16 protein-coding genes and 3 tRNA genes are annotated in these 17025 nt (G+C 55.2%); 4 read left to right on the forward strand and 15 right to left on the reverse strand.

Going from position 1 to position 17025, the window contains the following annotated elements; all coding sequences use genetic code 11:
* Positions 1-70: 70 nt before the first annotated feature.
* On the reverse strand, positions 71-1369 hold the full coding sequence (locus EGY08_RS12535) for an adenylosuccinate synthase (RefSeq protein WP_123828550.1): 1299 nt from the start codon (positions 1367-1369) through the stop codon (positions 71-73).
* Positions 1370-1471: 102 nt separating this feature from the next.
* Positions 1472-1669: a DUF2065 domain-containing protein gene (locus EGY08_RS12540; protein ID WP_004097978.1), complete on the reverse strand. Its 198-nt coding sequence runs from the start codon at positions 1667-1669 to the stop codon at positions 1472-1474.
* A gap of 217 nt (positions 1670-1886) precedes the next feature.
* On the opposite strand from EGY08_RS12540, the gene EGY08_RS12545 reads away from it, so the two are divergent.
* On the forward strand, positions 1887-2174 hold the full coding sequence (locus EGY08_RS12545) for a hypothetical protein (protein WP_004128090.1): 288 nt from the start codon (positions 1887-1889) through the stop codon (positions 2172-2174).
* A gap of 67 nt (positions 2175-2241) precedes the next feature.
* On the opposite strand, the gene hflC is transcribed toward EGY08_RS12545, so the two are convergent.
* From hflC to nnr, 9 genes are all read right to left on the reverse strand, one after another.
* Entirely contained in the window at positions 2242-3246 is a 1005-nt protein-coding gene (hflC, locus tag EGY08_RS12550; protein WP_004128087.1) for a protease modulator HflC, read from the reverse strand.
* Between the two features lie 2 nt (positions 3247-3248).
* Positions 3249-4505, reverse strand: coding sequence for an FtsH protease activity modulator HflK (gene hflK / locus EGY08_RS12555; protein ID WP_004128085.1), 1257 nt, complete (start codon positions 4503-4505; stop codon positions 3249-3251).
* A gap of 65 nt (positions 4506-4570) precedes the next feature.
* On the reverse strand, positions 4571-5851 hold the full coding sequence (hflX, locus tag EGY08_RS12560; RefSeq protein ID WP_004128082.1) for a ribosome rescue GTPase HflX: 1281 nt from the start codon (positions 5849-5851) through the stop codon (positions 4571-4573).
* A 75-nt stretch (positions 5852-5926) separates the two neighbouring features.
* Positions 5927-6235: an RNA chaperone Hfq gene (gene hfq / locus EGY08_RS12565; protein WP_004097968.1), complete on the reverse strand. Its 309-nt coding sequence runs from the start codon at positions 6233-6235 to the stop codon at positions 5927-5929.
* Between the two features lie 92 nt (positions 6236-6327).
* Complete coding sequence (gene miaA / locus EGY08_RS12570; protein WP_049115784.1) at positions 6328-7278, reverse strand: tRNA (adenosine(37)-N6)-dimethylallyltransferase MiaA; 951 nt, start codon at positions 7276-7278, stop codon at positions 6328-6330.
* The gene (gene mutL / locus EGY08_RS12575; protein ID WP_049115785.1) at positions 7271-9151 is read right to left on the reverse strand and encodes a DNA mismatch repair endonuclease MutL; all 1881 of its coding nucleotides are present in this window, start codon (positions 9149-9151) and stop codon (positions 7271-7273) included. The genes miaA and mutL overlap by 8 nt, the downstream gene beginning before the upstream one ends.
* Before the next feature lie 10 nt (positions 9152-9161).
* Positions 9162-10493, reverse strand: coding sequence for an N-acetylmuramoyl-L-alanine amidase AmiB (gene amiB, locus EGY08_RS12580; RefSeq protein WP_049115787.1), 1332 nt, complete (start codon positions 10491-10493; stop codon positions 9162-9164).
* A gap of 16 nt (positions 10494-10509) precedes the next feature.
* Entirely contained in the window at positions 10510-10971 is a 462-nt protein-coding gene (gene tsaE / locus EGY08_RS12585) for a tRNA (adenosine(37)-N6)-threonylcarbamoyltransferase complex ATPase subunit type 1 TsaE (protein WP_004128070.1), read from the reverse strand.
* Positions 10964-12475, reverse strand: coding sequence for a bifunctional ADP-dependent NAD(P)H-hydrate dehydratase/NAD(P)H-hydrate epimerase (nnr, locus tag EGY08_RS12590; protein WP_177447638.1), 1512 nt, complete (start codon positions 12473-12475; stop codon positions 10964-10966). The genes tsaE and nnr overlap by 8 nt, the downstream gene beginning before the upstream one ends.
* Positions 12476-12488: 13 nt before the next feature.
* Between nnr and queG the strand changes: the two genes are divergently transcribed.
* The gene (gene queG, locus EGY08_RS12595; protein ID WP_112166541.1) at positions 12489-13628 is read left to right on the forward strand and encodes a tRNA epoxyqueuosine(34) reductase QueG; all 1140 of its coding nucleotides are present in this window, start codon (positions 12489-12491) and stop codon (positions 13626-13628) included.
* A gap of 269 nt (positions 13629-13897) precedes the next feature.
* Here queG and EGY08_RS12600 read toward each other — a convergent pair.
* From EGY08_RS12600 to EGY08_RS12610, 3 genes are all read right to left on the reverse strand, one after another.
* Positions 13898-13973: transfer RNA gene (locus EGY08_RS12600), tRNA-Gly, on the reverse strand.
* 24 nt (positions 13974-13997) lie between these two features.
* Positions 13998-14073 (reverse strand) — tRNA-Gly (locus tag EGY08_RS12605).
* A gap of 85 nt (positions 14074-14158) precedes the next feature.
* Positions 14159-14234 (reverse strand) — tRNA-Gly (locus EGY08_RS12610).
* Positions 14235-14520: 286 nt separating this feature from the next.
* Here EGY08_RS12610 and EGY08_RS12615 point away from each other — a divergent pair.
* The gene (locus EGY08_RS12615; protein ID WP_112166539.1) at positions 14521-15252 is read left to right on the forward strand and encodes an arginine ABC transporter substrate-binding protein; all 732 of its coding nucleotides are present in this window, start codon (positions 14521-14523) and stop codon (positions 15250-15252) included.
* Positions 15253-15292: 40 nt separating this feature from the next.
* On the opposite strand, the gene orn is transcribed toward EGY08_RS12615, so the two are convergent.
* Entirely contained in the window at positions 15293-15838 is a 546-nt protein-coding gene (gene orn, locus EGY08_RS12620) for an oligoribonuclease (RefSeq protein WP_123828552.1), read from the reverse strand.
* Positions 15839-15932: 94 nt separating this feature from the next.
* Between orn and rsgA the strand changes: the two genes are divergently transcribed.
* Positions 15933-16994 (forward strand): small ribosomal subunit biogenesis GTPase RsgA, encoded by a 1062-nt coding sequence (gene rsgA, locus EGY08_RS12630; RefSeq protein WP_004128058.1) that lies wholly within the window; start codon positions 15933-15935, stop codon positions 16992-16994.
* Positions 16995-17025 lie beyond the last annotated feature (31 nt).

Below are 17025 nucleotides of genomic sequence, written 5' to 3' on the forward strand. Positions count from 1 at the left end.
GCTAATTTATTTAAATGGGGCGGGCGAACAGCAAAAACAAGAGGCGCCTTAACGGCGCCCCTGGAGATAATTACGCGTCGAACGGATCGCGCAAAATCATCGTCTCGGTACGGTCAGGACCGGTAGAGATAATATCAACCGGTACACCGGTCAGCTCTTCAATGCGTGCGATGTAGTTCAGCGCTGCCTGCGGCAGGCCGCTGCGCTCTTTCACACCAAAGGTGGTTTCAGACCAGCCCGGCATGGTTTCATAAATCGGCTCGATGCCTTCCCAGTTGTCAGCAGCCAGCGGAGTGGTTGTCACTTCGCGGCCATCCGGCATACGGTAGGCAACGCAGATTTTAACTTCTTTCAGGCCGTCCAGGACGTCCAGCTTAGTCAGGCAGAAACCCGACAGGGAGTTAATCTGCACCGCGCGGCGTACCGCCACGGCATCCAGCCAACCGGTACGACGACGACGGCCGGTGGTGGCGCCAAACTCGTTACCCTGCTTGCACAGGAACTCGCCGGTTTCATCAAACAGCTCAGTCGGGAACGGACCTGCGCCTACGCGAGTGGAGTAGGCTTTAATGATACCCAGCACGTAGTCTACATAACGCGGACCCAGACCGGAGCCGGTCGCAACGCCACCAGCGGTGGTGTTGGAGGAGGTCACGTACGGGTAGGTGCCGTGGTCGATATCCAGCAGCGTACCCTGCGCGCCTTCAAACATGACGAAATCGCCACGCTTACGCGCCTGGTCGAGCAGATCGGAAACGTCAACAACCATCGCGGTCAGGATGTCGGCAATCGCCATCACGTCATCCAGAACTTTCTGGTAATCAACCGCTTCGGCTTTATAGAAATTCACCAACTGGAAGTTGTGATATTCCATCACTTCTTTCAGTTTCTCAGAGAAGGTGGCTTTATCAAACAGATCGCCAACGCGCAGACCGCGGCGAGCCACTTTATCTTCGTAAGCCGGGCCGATACCGCGACCGGTCGTACCGATAGCTTTCGCGCCACGCGCTTTTTCACGGGCGACATCCAGCGCGACGTGATATTCGAGGATAAGCGGGCAAGCTTCAGAAAGCAGCAGACGCTCGCGAACAGGGATACCACGGTCTTCCAGACCTTTCATCTCTTTCATCAGCGCAGCCGGAGACAGTACAACACCGTTACCGATGATGCTGGTGACATTCTCGCGAAGAATACCTGATGGAATGAGATGGAGGACGGTTTTTTCACCGTTGATTACGAGAGTATGGCCGGCGTTGTGACCACCCTGGTAGCGCACAACATATTTAGCCCGTTCAGTCAGGAGATCGACGATCTTCCCTTTACCTTCGTCACCCCATTGGGTGCCCAGTACGACGACGTTGTTACCCATTTTTCAAAATCACCGTTTGCTTAAAAATGGATTCTACCATCGCTTTTTCAGAGTTACAGCACTTTTTGCACTCGAAAGACGGGAAATTAGTCTACTTTACGCTCAGCCAATCGTTTTCCTCAACATGTAGTAGATGACGATGCCAGCAACCACAAGACCACCGCCAAACCGGCGTAATAAATTATCCGGTAATTGACTCATCGTGGCGACCATTCGACGCCAGGCTCGCGGGTAAAGCAGCGGCCCGAGTCCTTCGAGTACTAAAACCAGCGCCAGCGCCAGCCAGATTGTTGAGTTCATTATTTACCCTTATTTATACGCCGCCCGATACAGCACCCGATGCTAGTCAATGCTGTGTTTATCCTCATTTCACATTGTCAGTTATTTCATCATCATTATGAACTAATTTTATGAAACAAAATTCATAACCCATTGTATTGAAGGTTGTTTTTTAAATTGCAAGTATGCATAGCGTATCAAGATTCGATACGAGCATAAGATAATCAGGAGGATTATTATGAGAGAATTAACCGCAACTGAAATCAACGCTGTAAGCGGCGCGGGCTGGCTGCAAGATGGGCTGGCTTCACTGGGTGGTAAGACAGGCTCTGCAGTATGGTCACTCGGCAGTACTCTGAGCGTTGACTTACCTATCCTTGGCACAATCAATCTGTCGACCATCGCGCCAGGGCTTGGAGAAACTATCGGTAGTACGATAGGTTCAACAATCGGCGGTGTGATTGAAAGCACGCTAGCAAGCGTACCGTTATTCGGTGGGCTGATAAATAAATTGCTTGGCAACTAATTTAGCTCAGTTGTAAAAAAGGCGCCTTACAAGGCGCCTTTTCACTTATTCCATCTACGAACGCTTATTAGCGAGCCGCCGCCGTAGGTGATTTCATATAGCGGAAGAAATCGCTGTCCGGGCTGAGAACCATCACATCCTGATTGCTCTGGAAGCTGTTCTCGTACGCACGCAGGCTACGGATAAAGGCATAGAAGCCCGGATCCTGACTGAATGCGTCAGCAAACAATTTCGCCGACTCAGCGTCGCCTTCACCGCGCAGGATACGTCCCTGACGCTCGGCTTCCGCCAGCGTTTTGGTCACTTCATAATCCGCGGTCGCGCGCAGTTTTTCAGCTTCTTCCTGCCCTTGCGAACGATGGCGACGGGCAACCGCTTCACGCTCGGCGCGCATACGGTTGTAGATCGCTTCAGACACTTCAGCCGGCAGGTTGATCTGTTTGATTCGCACGTCGACGACTTCAATACCCAGCGCCGCCATACTGTTCGGGTTGATCACCTGAACCTTACCGTTGGTTTCTGCTTCAATACGCTCTGCCGCTTTGGCAATCGCGTCATCGGCAGCCGGCGTGCTGACTTCATCTTCCGTGCCCGCAGAGCCTGAGTTCAGGGCATCGCGCACTTCCAGGGTCAGACGACCGCGGGAGTCGGTCACGATGTCTTTCACATCGAGACGGCCAATTTCAGAACGCAGACGGTCAGAGAATTTACGTTTCAGCAGCACCTCGGCCTGGGAGATATCACCGCCGCCGGTTGCCAGGTAGTAACGGCTAAAGTCGCTGATGCGCCACTTGATGTAGGAGTCAACGATCAGGTCTTTCTTCTCTTTGGTGACGAAGCGGTCAGCCTGATTGTCCATCGTCTGGATACGCGCATCGAGCATCTTCACAGACTCAATAAACGGAATCTTGAAGTGCAGTCCTGGCGCGTACACCAGAGGTTTGTTTTCATCGTCGCGCAGAACTTTACCAAAACGCAGCGTGATCCCGCGCTCGCCCTCTTTAACAACAAAGATGGACATGTAGAGCACCACCAGCACGATGACAATTATCGCGATAACAGATTTACGCATCGTTATTCCCCCTGACGCTGGTAGTCGTTACGCTGCGCGTTGGCGCGGCGTTGGTCCATAATGGTGCCTCCCGTAGAGGTAGAAGCGTTGCTGGCGCTGTTTGAGCTGGATGCAGGCGGCAGACGCAGCAGATCGCTTGCGCCACTGCTATCGCTCTTTGCCGCCGGCGCGCCGGCGCCTTTAAGCATCTGATCCAGAGGCAGAACCATCAGGTTGCTCCCCTTATCGTTAACCAGCACTTTGCGCGTATGGCTCAGCACTTTTTCCATGGTTTCGATATACAGACGCTCGCGGGTAATTTCCGGAGCCGCTTTATACTCAGGCAGGATTTTCGCAAAGCGAGCCACTTCACCCTGAGCTTCAAGAACGGTCTGGGTCTTGTATGCGCGAGCTTCTTCCAGAATACGCTGCGCCTGACCGTTAGCCCGCGGCTGAACTTCGTTGGTGTAAGCTTCCGCTTCACGAATGTACTGCTGTTCGTTTTCACGTGCGGCAATCGCATCATCAAACGCGGCTTTTACTTCTTCCGGCGGACGAGCCGTCTGGAAGTTGACGTCCAGCAGGGTAATCCCCATGTTGTACGGACGAATGGTCTCTTCCAGCTCACGCTGAGTATCGCTACGAATGACGGTACGTCCTTCAGTCAGGATACGGTCCATGGTGTATTTACCGATCACGCCGCGCAGGGCGCTGTCGGTAGCCTGACGCAGGCTATCGTCCGCGCTGGTGACGCTGAACAGATAGCGTTCCGGATCGGTCACGCGGTACTGCACGTTCATCTCAACGCGCACGACGTTTTCGTCAGACGTCAGCATGACGCCGGAAGCCGCCAGTTCACGGACCGACTCAACGTTAACCGCCTGAACGCTATCAATGAAGGTCGGTTTCCAGTTAAGGCCAGGCTCAACCAGATGGCTAAATTTACCAAAGCGAGTGACGACGCCACGTTCAGCTTCTTTAATGGTATAAAAACCGCTGGCTGCCCAGATAATAACCGCAGCGGCGGCAACGATGCCGACGATACGCCCGCCCATTGGCCCACGAGGTCCCTGAGAGCCGCTACCGCCGCCCAGTCCACCTTTTCCGCCACCCAGGCCGCCAAGTTTTTTGCTTAGCTTACGGAAGATATCATCCAGATCGGGAGGTCCCTGATCGCGACCGCCTTTATTGCCATTTCCCCCAGAGTTGCCGCCTTGGTTATTGCTGCTTCCCCACGGGTCGCGGTCCTGTCCGTTATTACCGGGCTGATTCCACGCCATGTATATGCTCCATATTTGTTTTTGATATCCCCACAGGGGTTAATATCTTCAGGCAAGCTGCAAGGTCAAATCACGTATTCAACCAGCGCTGGCTCTTGTTTACAGAGGCGACGCCAGTCAACGATCGGCATGCGCACCTGCAGACCAACGCTACCGTCATCCTCCATCCACTCTTTCTCTATCGCCTGAAGCTGATAGAACCGGCTTCTCAACCGGCCTTCCTGCGGCGGCAGGCGCAGCGTGTGCTGCGCCACTTCACCAGAAAGCCGTTCCGTCAAAGCCTGAAAAAGCAGCGGTACACCAACCCCGGTCTGGGCGGAAAGCCAGACCCGAATCGGTTTATTTTCTTCATCCCGATCGATACGCGGCTCAAAATCATCCAGCATGTCGATTTTATTCATAACCAGCAGCGTCGGGATCTCATCGGCCTCGATTTCCGCGAGCACCGTATTTACCGCGTCAATGTTTTCCTGCACGCGCACATCGGCCGCATCAATGATATGCAGCAGCAGCGTCGCCTGGCGCGTCTCCTGGAGCGTCGCTTTAAACGCGGCCACCAGGTCGTGCGGCAGGTGGCGGATAAAACCTACGGTATCCGCCAGTACGGTTTCGCCAACATCAGGGACGTCAATGCGGCGCAGCGTTGGATCCAGAGTAGCGAACAGCTGGTTCGCAGCATAGACCTCGGCTTCAGTTATCTGGTTGAACAACGTGGATTTACCGGCGTTGGTATAACCGACCAGCGACACGGTTGGAATATCGGCTTTAGCGCGTGACCGCCGTCCCTGCTCGCGCTGTTTTTCAACTTTTTCCAGCCGCGCCAGGATCTGCATAATGCGGTTACGCAGCAAACGGCGGTCAGTTTCGAGCTGGGTTTCACCCGGGCCGCGCAAACCAATCCCGCCTTTCTGTCTTTCAAGGTGGGTCCAGCCGCGAACGAGGCGAGTCGCCATGTGGCGCAGCTGCGCCAGCTCGACCTGTAGTTTCCCTTCGTGGGTACGCGCTCGCTGGGCAAAAATATCTAAAATCAGGCCGGTACGATCGATAACCCGACATTCGCATAAGCGCTCCAGGTTTCGTTCCTGTGCCGGACTCAGGGCATGATCGAAGAGCACGACCGATGCTCCGGTCGCTTTTACGGCTTCCGCAATTTCGACAGCTTTACCTTCACCAACAAAATACTTCGGGTGCGGTGCTTTACGGCTACCGGTAATCACCTGCATTGCTTCGACACCGGCGGAAGAGGCCAGAGTTTCAAACTCCTGGAGATCTTCCATATCTTTGTCTTGCGAAAAATAGATGTGTACCAGTACCGCCTGCTCACCGGCATCATAACGGTCAAACAAGCGTAAACCCCTTATAAAATACCAGCGGGGAACGCAGAAAACCTGGCTCCCCGACGTGGAAAAACAGCATCTGCCTTATTCGGCGTCTTCGCTGTCTTGCTGCGGCGCAGAAGAACCCTGCGCACCACCACCGTGGTGATAGTTGTTTGTACCGCCACCAGCATTGTTGCTGTGGTGTGACACCGGGCGAGACGGGACAACAGTAGAAATTGCGTGCTTATAGACCATCTGGCTGACCGTGTTTTTCAACAGGATCACGAACTGATCGAAAGACTCAATTTGCCCTTGCAGCTTAATACCATTCACCAAATAAATAGAAACCGGAACACGTTCCCGACGCAAAGCGTTCAGGAACGGATCTTGTAAAGATTGCCCCTTAGCCATTCTCTCTTTTCCTTATATGTATGCTTGTTTTGTACTCAGAACCTTACGATTCTTAAAAAAATTACGCACGATACCTGTTCAATTGTACACGTTCAGTCCAGGCTAGCACCAACAACCTGTAATACTTTGTTGAACGCTTGTTCAGGTTGTTCACTGTCTAACCAGTGAATACCTTCCCAACCGCGCAGCCAGGTAACCTGACGTTTAGCCAACTGTCTCGTGGCGCAAACACCTCGATAAACCATTTCATCATACGGGATCTCGCCATTTAGGTACGACCACATCTGGCGATATCCGACACAACGAATGGAAGGCATATCCGTATGCAAATCTCCCCGGGCAAAAAGCGCCCGCACTTCTGCTTCAAAACCTGAAGCCAACATCTGATGAAAACGCTGTTCTATGCGCTGATGGAGCAGTTCACGGCTCGCCGGGGCGATGGCGAACTGGTGCACCTTATACGGCAGAGCATCACCTGACGTTTGCGTCAGCTCCGTTAAAGTTTTACCCGAAATGAAAAAAACTTCCAGTGCTCGGGAAAGTCTTTGCGGATCATTTGGATGAATACGCGCGGCGGCAACCGGATCAATTTCCTGTAGCTGCTGGTGCAACGCGTTCCATCCTTGCTCTGCGGCCTGTTGCTCGATCCTGGCCCTGACCTCAGGGTCAGCCGAGGGTAGAGGCGACAACCCTTCCAACAACGCCTTGAAATACAACATCGTTCCGCCAACCAGTAGCGGAATACGCCCCGCGGCAACAATATCAGCCATCTCAGCCAGCGCAGCACGACGAAAATCCGCTGCGGAATAAGCCTCAGCCGGATCAAGAATATCCAGCAGCCGATGCGGCGCAGCGCTTAGCTCCGCGGCATCCGGCTTGGCCGTGCCGATGTCCATTCCTCGATAAATGAGGGCTGAATCAACGCTAATCAACTCTACTGGCAAAACTTTACGTAAGGCGATCGCCAATGCGGTTTTACCAGAGGCCGTCGGGCCCATTAAAAATATTGCCTTAGGCAGGCTTGCCTCGGTTACATCACTCATCTTTCAGGGCATTCATCGCCGAATGTAAATCAACAGGTTGTAACAGACCACCCGGCGGCGCTTTAACCAGCTGCGGACATAAGCGCTCAATATCCGCCAGGACGGCAATCGCCTGCGCCATATTCCACTGCGCATGCTCGCTCGCCAGGTTACGCGCCATCCACTGGGCAATATTGCCGACGTCGACGGTTTTTTGCTGCGCCAGGTAGCCTATCAGTTCAGGAATCAAGATTTGTAAATTTTGTTGTCTTAAGGGTAAAGGCACTGCGCGGATCGTCACGTGGTGCGCATCGGACTGGAGTTCAATCCCGACCTCTGCCAGCGCAGACTGCGCCTGCTTGAGCGCGTCTTTTTCCTCTTCGGACACTTTTATCCGCAGCGGGATAAGCAACGGTTGGGCGCAAACCGCCTCTGCGCCCGGCGTCAGCTGTGCCTGGCGCAGCCAGCGCTCAGCGACCGGCAGGGCCAGCAGCGCTAACTTACCGTCGCGCTCCAGCAGCGCGCAGTCGCTATCGATAATCGTCAGCACGCGGCCAAAGCTTTGGCTATGACCTGACAGGCCTTCCGCCGTCGGTGTGGGAGATTTGGGTTTGCGCTCCGCGACAGGAGTATCCAGCAGTTGGCGGTAGAGCGCACCCTGCTGTTTTTGATAGCCTGGCTGCGCATGCGGCCAGCCGGCTCCACCAGTTGAAGATGGCCCCGACGAACCGCTGGCGTTAAAGCGCGGCGCGGCGGGCTCATCACGATACCGGGGAGCCGCGTTTTCACGCGCGACCGCCGGCTGGGCAAAATGATTGCCGCCTGCCGCAATGCGGTTTTCCGGCACCTGCCGCGGTGCGGACTCATCGCCCTCTTCCGCCAACGGTACATCCAGCTGCTGCTGCAGGACGCTCAGCACGCCCTGATAGATAAAATCGTGCACCAGGCGCGACTGATGAAAACGCACTTCATGTTTGGCCGGGTGAACGTTCACATCCACCTGATGCGGATCTATCTTCAGGTACAGCACAAAAGCAGGCTGCTGATCGGCCCCCAGTTTATCTTCACAAGCCTGACGGATCGCGTGATTAATCAGGCGATCGCGCATCATCCGCCCATTAACGTAGCAATATTGAATCTCCGCCAGCGTCGGATTGGTATGCAGAGGATCGGCCACCCAGCCGCTGAGGGTAAGATCGCCATGCTGCCACTCAATCGCCAGGGCATGTTCGAGAAAGGGTATACCGCAGATCGCGCCCAGACGCCGCTCACGCTGGCCGTCCTGCGATACCGCCCGGTACTGACGCACGACTTTACCATTGTGGCTGAGGTTGATAGTGACGTCGAAACGCGCCAGCGCGATGCGCCGGACGATTTCGTCAATATGGCCAAATTCGGTTTTCTCGGTGCGCATAAACTTGCGCCGGGCGGGGGTGTTATAAAACAGGTCCAGCACTTCCAGCGTTGTCCCCACCGGGTGCGCCGCTGGCTTCACGGTGACCGCCTGATCGCGCCCTTCGGCATAGGCCTGCCAGGCCTCCTGCTGATCCTCGGTACGCGAGGTCAAGGTCAGGCGAGCCACTGAGCTAATACTGGCCAGAGCTTCGCCGCGAAAGCCGAGGCTAATGATCGCCTCAAGGTCGTCCAGCGAAGCAATTTTACTGGTGGCGTGACGGGCCAGCGCTAGCGCCAGCTCGTCTTTTTTAATGCCGCAGCCGTTATCGCGAATGCGGATTAACTTCGCCCCGCCGCGCTCAATATCAATGTCGATGCGCGTCGCCCCGGCATCGAGGCTATTTTCCACCAGCTCTTTGACCACCGAAGCCGGTCGTTCCACCACTTCACCTGCGGCAATCTGGTTGGCGAGCTGCGGCGGTAGAACCTGAATCGGCATGGCCGTCTCCTTAATTTAACAACGTCCCATCAGACGAACCTGCGCTGGCGGTCTGCGCGGCTGCTCCGCGCGGCGCGGATTGCAGAGGATGCTGCATAAAGTAGTTACGCAGACCGTTATAAATCGCCTCTGCGACCTGTTGCTGATAGGCATCGCTGCCCAACAGCCGCTCCTCGCCTGTATTACTAATAAAACCTGTTTCGACAAGGATCGACGGGATATCCGGCGAGCGCAGTACACCCAGGCTGGCATGCTCGGGGCGGCGCTTATGTAAATCGCCGATCCGCTGCAGTTGGCTCAGCACATTGGTCGCCACATCATACCCGACGCGCTGGGAATGGCCGAACTGTAAATCCAGCACCGCCTGGCTCAGGTAAGGGTCAGACTGGCTGTTGGCCAGTACATCGCCCGCGCCGCCCAGCAGCTCGGACTGCTTCTCATGCTGTTCGAGCCAGCCGGCCATCTCGCTGTTCGCGCGGCGGTTGGAAAGCACCCAAACCGAGGCTCCGGTGGCATCGCGATTCGGCGCGGCGTCGGCGTGAATTGAGACAAGGAAATTGGCGTTTTGCTTACGCGCGACGTCAGATCTCCCCATGACTGAAATAAAGTAATCGCCGTCGCGCGTCAGCACCGGCCTGAACTGAGGGTCGGCATTCAATAGCGCGCGGAGCTTACGCGCAATGGCAATAGTCACATTCTTCTCTTTCGTGCCATTCGGGCCAATAGCGCCCGGATCCTGGCCGCCGTGACCGGCATCAATGGCGATAATCACTTTATCATCGGAGGACACGGGACGCGCAGCGGGACGCGTTACGCTACTCGTGCTGGTCACCGCAGTAAGCCGGTCGTTATCGGCTTTAAACGGGTTACGTGCGGGTTCGCTCGGACGCACGGGCTGCGCCACGGGCCTTTCCGCCTGTCTAACCACCACCGGCTGCGGCGGTGGCGGAGGCGGCTCGTCGGCGTTAATCGTAAACACCACGGTGTAGTTAGAGCCGTTCTGCTGTTTCACCGCGCGGGTTTTGCCATCGGCAGTTAAATCCACCAACAAGCGCAGCGACTGCGTATCCTGCGGCGTCCCGGAACGAATGCTTTTTACCAGATTATTGCCGCTAAACTGCAGCGGTAGCCCCTGGAGTACGCCGGTCTGTTTGATATCCAGTGCCACGATGCGTTTGCCCTGGGGGCTAAACGAATATTCAGGCTCGCCGATAAAACTAATGGTAATACGGGCCTGCCGATCTCCATTTGAGACCTGGATATCGGATAAACTTGCCGCAGTAGCCTGAATGCTAAACAGCATCAGTGCGGCAGCCAGCCAACTGGTTATGCGATACATCATCCCGTCGTCCTTCAGGCTAATTAGCCAAACGCGCCAATAAAGACTTACCCAATGAGGAGACCGCGGTTACGCGCGCCTCACGCCCTTGTGCCTGATACTCAAGGTGAATTTCAACATCCGGGTCCGGCAGTACTCCCGTGCCCTGCTGCGGCCATTCCACCAGGCAGATAGCATCGTCAGTAAAATAATCGCGGATCCCCATAAACTCGAGTTCCTCAGGATCCGCCAGGCGATACAGATCGAAGTGATAGACCATCAAATTATCGAGACTGTAAGGCTCTACGAGGGTGTAGGTTGGGCTTTTAACGTTGCCACGGTGACCGAGAGCCTGAAGGAAACCGCGGCTAAAGGTGGTCTTACCCGCCCCTAAATCGCCATACAAATAGATGACCGTCGCGCCAGTGCATGCCTGCGCGACGCGGTTGCCAAGGCTTAAAGTCGCCTGCTCATCGGGTAAAGGAATCACTCGGTTAATCATGGTCTACGTCAATCACATCCGGGTTAACAACACGCCTGAGCGTGGAAAAAAGATCGGTCGCCAGCATTCCGCGGGTGCCATGTCTCGCCGCCAGCCGATCGGCAGCTTCGCCATGAGCAACGCATCCGGCGCAGGCAGCATCATACGGCGTCAGGCGCTGGCCTAACAACGCGGCGATAATACCGGTCAGCACATCACCCATCCCGCCGCTGGCCATCCCAGCGTTACCGGCGTCGATAATAGCCATTTCGCCCGTTTCGCTCGCCACGATCGTTCCTGCACCTTTTAGCACCACAACGCCACCATAACGTTTTACCAGACGTTGTGCAGAATGTAAGCGATCGCTTTCAATTTCTGCCACACTCACGTTCAGCAGACGGGCGGCTTCGCCGGGATGCGGCGTCAGCACGCGATTGTGACGTTTATCGGGATTGATTGCCAGCAGGTTCAGCGCATCCGCATCCCAGACCATCGGTTTGCGAAAATTCTCCGCCTGGCGCAGCGCATTCTTACCCCACTCGCTCTGACCAAGACCCGGCCCAATCGCGACGACATCCGCCCATTGCAGGCTTTCCTCAAGCGCGCGGGATGTCAGTTCATGGACCATCAGCTCCGGCCTGGCGGTCAGAACGGGGGCGATATTATCCTTATGAGTCAGGACGCGCACCAGCCCTGCGCCCGCACGCAGCGCCGCTTCCCCGCTCATCCGAATGGCTCCCGCCGTACCCGGTTCGCCGCCAATAATCACCAGCTTACCGTGGTCGCCTTTGTGCGAGGTTGGGCGTCGTGGCGGCAGCCAGTCGGAAAGCTGCGAGGCATCGAATCGACTGATTGCCGTCGTCTGGCCTGCCAGCCAGCGGTCAAGCCCTAAAGCGTGATGATGCAGGCGGCCCACGACATCGCGAGCTTTGCCGGTCAGCAGCCCCGGCTTAAGCGCAATAAACGTGATGGTATGAGCGGCATGGATAACCGCGCCTGGCGTCGTACCTGTCTGCGCGTTCAGACCTGAGGGGATATCGAGCGCGACAACCGGCACCGGATAAGCGTTAGCATGCGCGATAAGCTCAGCGACGTTTTCCCGGGGCGCGCTCTGTAGCCCGGTACCGAGCAGACCGTCAATAATCAATGTGATATCTTCAGGCCAGACGATGTTCGCGGCGTGAATCGTCCCGCCGGCATTGAGCCACTCTTCACGCGCCAGGCTGGCCTCTTCCGGCAGCGGCTTCTCGCTCTCCAGCGCCAGCAGCGTGACCTGAATCCCGCGCGCCTGCGCCAGGCGCGCCACCACGTAGCCGTCTCCGCCGTTATTACCGTGGCCGCAAAGAATCAGCCAGTGCTGGCTTCCTGGATACTGTTCGCAGGCAAGTTCAAAAGCCGCTTCGCCCGCACGGCGCATCAGCTCATATAACGTCAGCCCAAGGGCATCCGCCGCCTCTTTTTCCGCCCGCCGTAGCGCCTCCGCCGGCCAGATGATATGTGGTATACTGTCGGTGTTTTTCGTCATCGTATGGTCCATCATGTCACAGCCCCTCGATCTCAATCATTTAGCGCAGCAAATCAAACAGTGGGGCACAGAGCTGGGGTTCCAGCAGGTCGGTATTACCGATACCGATCTCAGCGCCAGCGAACCTAAACTGCAGGCGTGGCTGGATAAACAATACCACGGCGAAATGGAGTGGATGGCGCGCCATGGCATGATGCGCGCGCGCCCTCATGAACTCCAGCCAGGTACCTTACGCGTGATTAGCGTGAGGATGAACTATCTGCCTGCTAATGCCGCTTTCGCCCGCACCCTGAAAGATCCCGCGCGGGGTTACGTTAGCCGTTACGCCCTCGGACGGGACTATCATAAGCTGTTACGTCATCGCCTGAAAAAATTAGGTGAGATGATTCAGGCGCAGTGTGCTTCGCTCAATTTTAGACCTTTTGTCGATTCCGCGCCGATTCTTGAACGCCCTTTAGCCGAAAAAGCAGGGCTGGGATGGACAGGTAAGCACTCACTCATCCTCAGCCGCGATGCCGGCTCGTTCTTTTTCCTCGGCGAGCTACTTATCGACCTCCCTCTCCCCATCGACCAACCCGTCGAGGAACAGTGCGGGCGCTGCGTGGCCTGCATGACTATCTGCCCAACCGGCGCCATCGTCGAGCCCTATACCGTCGATGCCCGACGCTGTATCTCCTATCTGACGATTGAACTGGAAGGCGCCATCCCGGAAGAGTTCCGCCCGCTGATCGGTAACCGCATCTACGGCTGCGATGATTGCCAGCTGATTTGCCCGTGGAACCGCTTCGCGCAGCTGACTGATGAAGACGATTTCAGCCCGCGCAAAGCGTTGCATGCCCCAGAGCTACTGGAGCTTTTCACCTGGAGCGAGTCATATTTTCTAAAAGTGACGGAGGGATCGGCTATTCGCCGTATTGGCCATCTGCGCTGGCTACGTAATATTGCCGTCGCGCTGGGCAATGCGCCCTGGGATGAAGCCAACCTCAAGGCGCTGGAGAGCCGCCGGGGTGAGCACCCACTTCTCGATGAACACATCGAGTGGGCGATGACGCAGCAAATGGCAAAACGAAATGCCAATGTGGTTGAGGTGCAATTGCCCAAGAAGCTACGGCTGGTCAGGGTGGTTGAAAAAGGGCTACCGCGCGACGCCTGATTCATTCACAGGGTGTGAATAAAAATAAAAACACATTGCGTTTCAACGGGCAGACGTTCGTCAAGTGATCGGATTAACACTTTGAAATGAAATTTAACCCTTACGTTTCAGGTACATATAAGAATACTATTTACATAGTGAAGTGTTTTCCTGAGAAAAGACGAAAGACTAACCTGTGGATAACTCTGTTCACAGTATTTTCAGGACATCGCGAAAAGTATCCATGACGCGTAGTTGCGCTGTGGATAAACTGAATATGAGAAGAAATTTGGAGCGGGAAACGAGACTCGAACTCGCGACCCCGACCTTGGCAAGGTCGTGCTCTACCAACTGAGCTATTCCCGCTTGGGTGTGGTAACTTTCAAATTTTGGAGCGGGAAACGAGACTCGAACTCGCGACCCCGACCTTGGCAAGGTCGTGCTCTACCAACTGAGCTATTCCCGCTTAATCTTTGTCTTTCAAGTCGCTTCTGCGTTAGCTGCTTTATCGCAACTCGAAATCCTGTGATTAGGATGGTACTTTCAAATTTTGGAGCGGGAAACGAGACTCGAACTCGCGACCCCGACCTTGGCAAGGTCGTGCTCTACCAACTGAGCTATTCCCGCATACTTCTGGCCATATTTCTATGGCGTCGTGATTTGCATTTCTGCTTCGTCACGGGAGGCGCATTATACGAGAATTCGATTTACCTGCAACCCCCCTGAGCGCAATTTTTTTCGTTTTTGGTTTAAATGACCACTTTATCACCACACACCGGCCTGAATTGTCTAAATAACCAGCAAATGCGGCAAAATCACTTTTTCCGGGCCCGCTAAAGGCGCAAAATCGCTCAAGTTTATAGGCGGATATCGCCCGCTGACGGTCAACAACGATGACAACCAGGGAAATAAAATGAAAAAAGCGCTTACCGTCCTGCTGCTGGCCACGCTTGCCACAGGAACAGCATCGGCAACAACGCTACATTTTGGGACAACGACGGCCAATCCGCCGTATGAAACCGTCAATGGTAAAAATCTGCCCACGGGTTTTGATATCGACCTGGCCAACGCGCTGTGCAGACAGATGCAGGTCGAATGCAAATTCACTCCCCAGGGGTTCGATACCCTCATCCCGGCGCTGCGCTTTAAGAAATTCGACGCCGTGATTGCCGGTATCGAAGTGATTCCGATGCGAGAAAAGCAGGTTGCGTTCAGCCATCCCTATCGTCAGGCGCTGTCCGGCGTAGTTGTCACAGCGAAAGACGCCGCCCACACCTTTGCCGATCTGAAGGATAAAAAAATCGGCGTCGTAAAAGGCACCCTTCATCAGCGCTATCTGCGGGACAAACAAAAAGCCGTGCATGCGGTGCCTTACGACAGCGACGAAAGCGCCCTGAGCGCGCTGAAAGAAGGCGTGATTAGCGGCGTGATGGGCAATCAGGAGACGTTAACGAAATGGCTCCAGGATAACCCCGACTACGCCATGATGGACGAACGCGCCACGGATCCCGGCTACTACGGTAAGCAGTACGCCATTGCGGTACGTAAAGACGATCCTGAGCTGCTGAATAACATCAATGCCGCTCTGGATGTCGTAAAAGCCTCGCCGGAGTTCCAGGCCATGGAACAGAAGTGGTTTAAATAGTTGGGGGTATGGCTGGGGCGTGTTGGCCCCGGCACGGGCGTTAAAGCTTAATAAAGTGTTCGCGATAGTAGGCCAGTTCCGCGACCGATTCGCGAATATCGTCCATCGCCTGGTGCGTACCTTGTTTCTTAAAGCCGTCGAGAATTTCCGGCTTCCAGCGACGAGCCAGCTCTTTCAGCGTACTGACGTCCAGGTAACGGTAATGGAAATATGCTTCCAGCTCCGGCATATATTTAAACAGGAAGCGACGATCCTGGCCGATGCTATTGCCGCAGATTGGCGACTTACCTGCCGGTACCCACTTTTTGAGGAATTCGATAGTCGCCAGTTCGGCTTCACGATCGCCCTGGGTACTCGCCTTCACCCGTTCCACCAGCCCGCTGCCGGTATGGGTACGCACGTTCCACTCGTCCATCAGCGCCAGCTGCGCGTCTGACTGGTGTACCGCAATCGTCGGCCCTTCCGCCAGAATGTTCAGATTCGCGTCGGTCACCAGGGTGGCGATTTCGATGATGCGATCGCGCTCCGGATCCAGCCCCGTCATTTCAAGATCGATCCAAATCAGGTTGTTTTCATCTGTACTCATGTTATTTTCCACCCTTCTTACGTCACTATATTCATCTAAAATAGCGTGTATCATAGAGGTTTTGCCCGTACAGGGCGACCAGGAGCCAGTTCGATTGAGTAAAAATAAACTCTCCAAAGGCCAACAGCGCCGCGTGAAGGCCAACCACCAGCGCCGCCTGAAAACGACTTCGGAGAAGGCCGATTTTGACGACAACCTGTTCGGTGAAAAATCTGAAGGGACAGTCATTAGCCGCTTTGGCATGCATGCCGATGTCGAATCCGCCGACGGTAGCGTCCACCGTTGCAACATACGCCGCACTATCCGTTCGCTGGTCACCGGCGATCGCGTGGTCTGGCGGCCAGGCAAAAGCGAAGCTGACGGCGTCAACGTTAAGGGCATCGTCGAGGCCGTCCATGAACGAACTTCCGTACTGACGCGTCCGGATTTCTATGACGGCGTCAAACCCATCGCCGCCAATATCAATCAGATTGTCATTGTTTCCGCGATTTTGCCTGAGCTTTCTCCGAATATTATCGACCGCTATCTCGTGGCCTGCGAAGCGCTAAACGTCGAGCCGTTGATCGTACTCAACAAGATCGATCTGCTGGATCAGGAGAGCATGGCCTTCGTCAACGAGCAAATGGACATTTATCGCCATATTGGTTACCGCGTACTGATGGTCTCCAGCCGCACGCAGGATGGCCTGAAGCCGCTTGAAGAGGCGCTCACCGATCGTATCAGTATCTTTGCCGGGCAGTCAGGGGTAGGCAAATCCAGCCTGCTGAACGCGCTGCTGGGCCTGCATGATGACCAAATCCTCACCAATGACGTTTCGGACGTCTCAGGACTGGGGCAGCACACCACCACGGCCGCGCGCCTGTACCACTTCCCGCACGGCGGCGATGTGATTGATTCGCCGGGCGTACGCGAGTTTGGTTTGTGGCATCTCGACGCGGAACAAATCACCCACGGCTTTGTCGAATTCCATGATTATTTAGGCCGGTGCAAATACCGCGACTGCAAGCACGACAATGACCCGGGCTGCGCCATTCGCGAAGCGGTTGAGAAGGGTGAAATCGCCGAAAGCCGGTTTGAAAACTACCATCGCATTCTGGAAAGCATGGCGCAGGTACAGGTAAAAACGCGTAAAAGCTTTTCATCAACCGATGACTGACATTTAAGCTGAGCATCGTTAGAATCGTCCC

This window comes from Klebsiella sp. FDAARGOS_511, from assembly GCF_003812845.1.
GTDB lineage: Bacteria > Pseudomonadota > Gammaproteobacteria > Enterobacterales > Enterobacteriaceae > Klebsiella > Klebsiella grimontii.

What these genes read in the sequence shown, in the direction of transcription:
- queG (WP_112166541.1), top strand. Translation starts at nt 12,489, where the DNA reads ATGTCACAGCCCCTCGATCTCAATCATTTAGCGCAGCAAATCAAACAG.
- hfq (WP_004097968.1), bottom strand. Translation starts at nt 6,235, where the DNA reads ATGGCTAAGGGGCAATCTTTACAAGATCCGTTCCTGAACGCTTTGCGT.
- nnr (WP_177447638.1), bottom strand. Translation starts at nt 12,475, where the DNA reads ATGACGAAAAACACCGACAGTATACCACATATCATCTGGCCGGCGGAG.
- EGY08_RS12615 (WP_112166539.1), top strand. Translation starts at nt 14,521, where the DNA reads ATGAAAAAAGCGCTTACCGTCCTGCTGCTGGCCACGCTTGCCACAGGA.
- amiB (WP_049115787.1), bottom strand. Translation starts at nt 10,493, where the DNA reads ATGATGTATCGCATAACCAGTTGGCTGGCTGCCGCACTGATGCTGTTT.
- miaA (WP_049115784.1), bottom strand. Translation starts at nt 7,278, where the DNA reads ATGAGTGATGTAACCGAGGCAAGCCTGCCTAAGGCAATATTTTTAATG.
- hflC (WP_004128087.1), bottom strand. Translation starts at nt 3,246, where the DNA reads ATGCGTAAATCTGTTATCGCGATAATTGTCATCGTGCTGGTGGTGCTC.
- hflK (WP_004128085.1), bottom strand. Translation starts at nt 4,505, where the DNA reads ATGGCGTGGAATCAGCCCGGTAATAACGGACAGGACCGCGACCCGTGG.
- tsaE (WP_004128070.1), bottom strand. Translation starts at nt 10,971, where the DNA reads ATGATTAACCGAGTGATTCCTTTACCCGATGAGCAGGCGACTTTAAGC.
- orn (WP_123828552.1), bottom strand. Translation starts at nt 15,838, where the DNA reads ATGAGTACAGATGAAAACAACCTGATTTGGATCGATCTTGAAATGACG.
- EGY08_RS12540 (WP_004097978.1), bottom strand. Translation starts at nt 1,669, where the DNA reads ATGAACTCAACAATCTGGCTGGCGCTGGCGCTGGTTTTAGTACTCGAA.
- EGY08_RS12545 (WP_004128090.1), top strand. Translation starts at nt 1,887, where the DNA reads ATGAGAGAATTAACCGCAACTGAAATCAACGCTGTAAGCGGCGCGGGC.
- EGY08_RS12535 (WP_123828550.1), bottom strand. Translation starts at nt 1,369, where the DNA reads ATGGGTAACAACGTCGTCGTACTGGGCACCCAATGGGGTGACGAAGGT.
- mutL (WP_049115785.1), bottom strand. Translation starts at nt 9,151, where the DNA reads ATGCCGATTCAGGTTCTACCGCCGCAGCTCGCCAACCAGATTGCCGCA.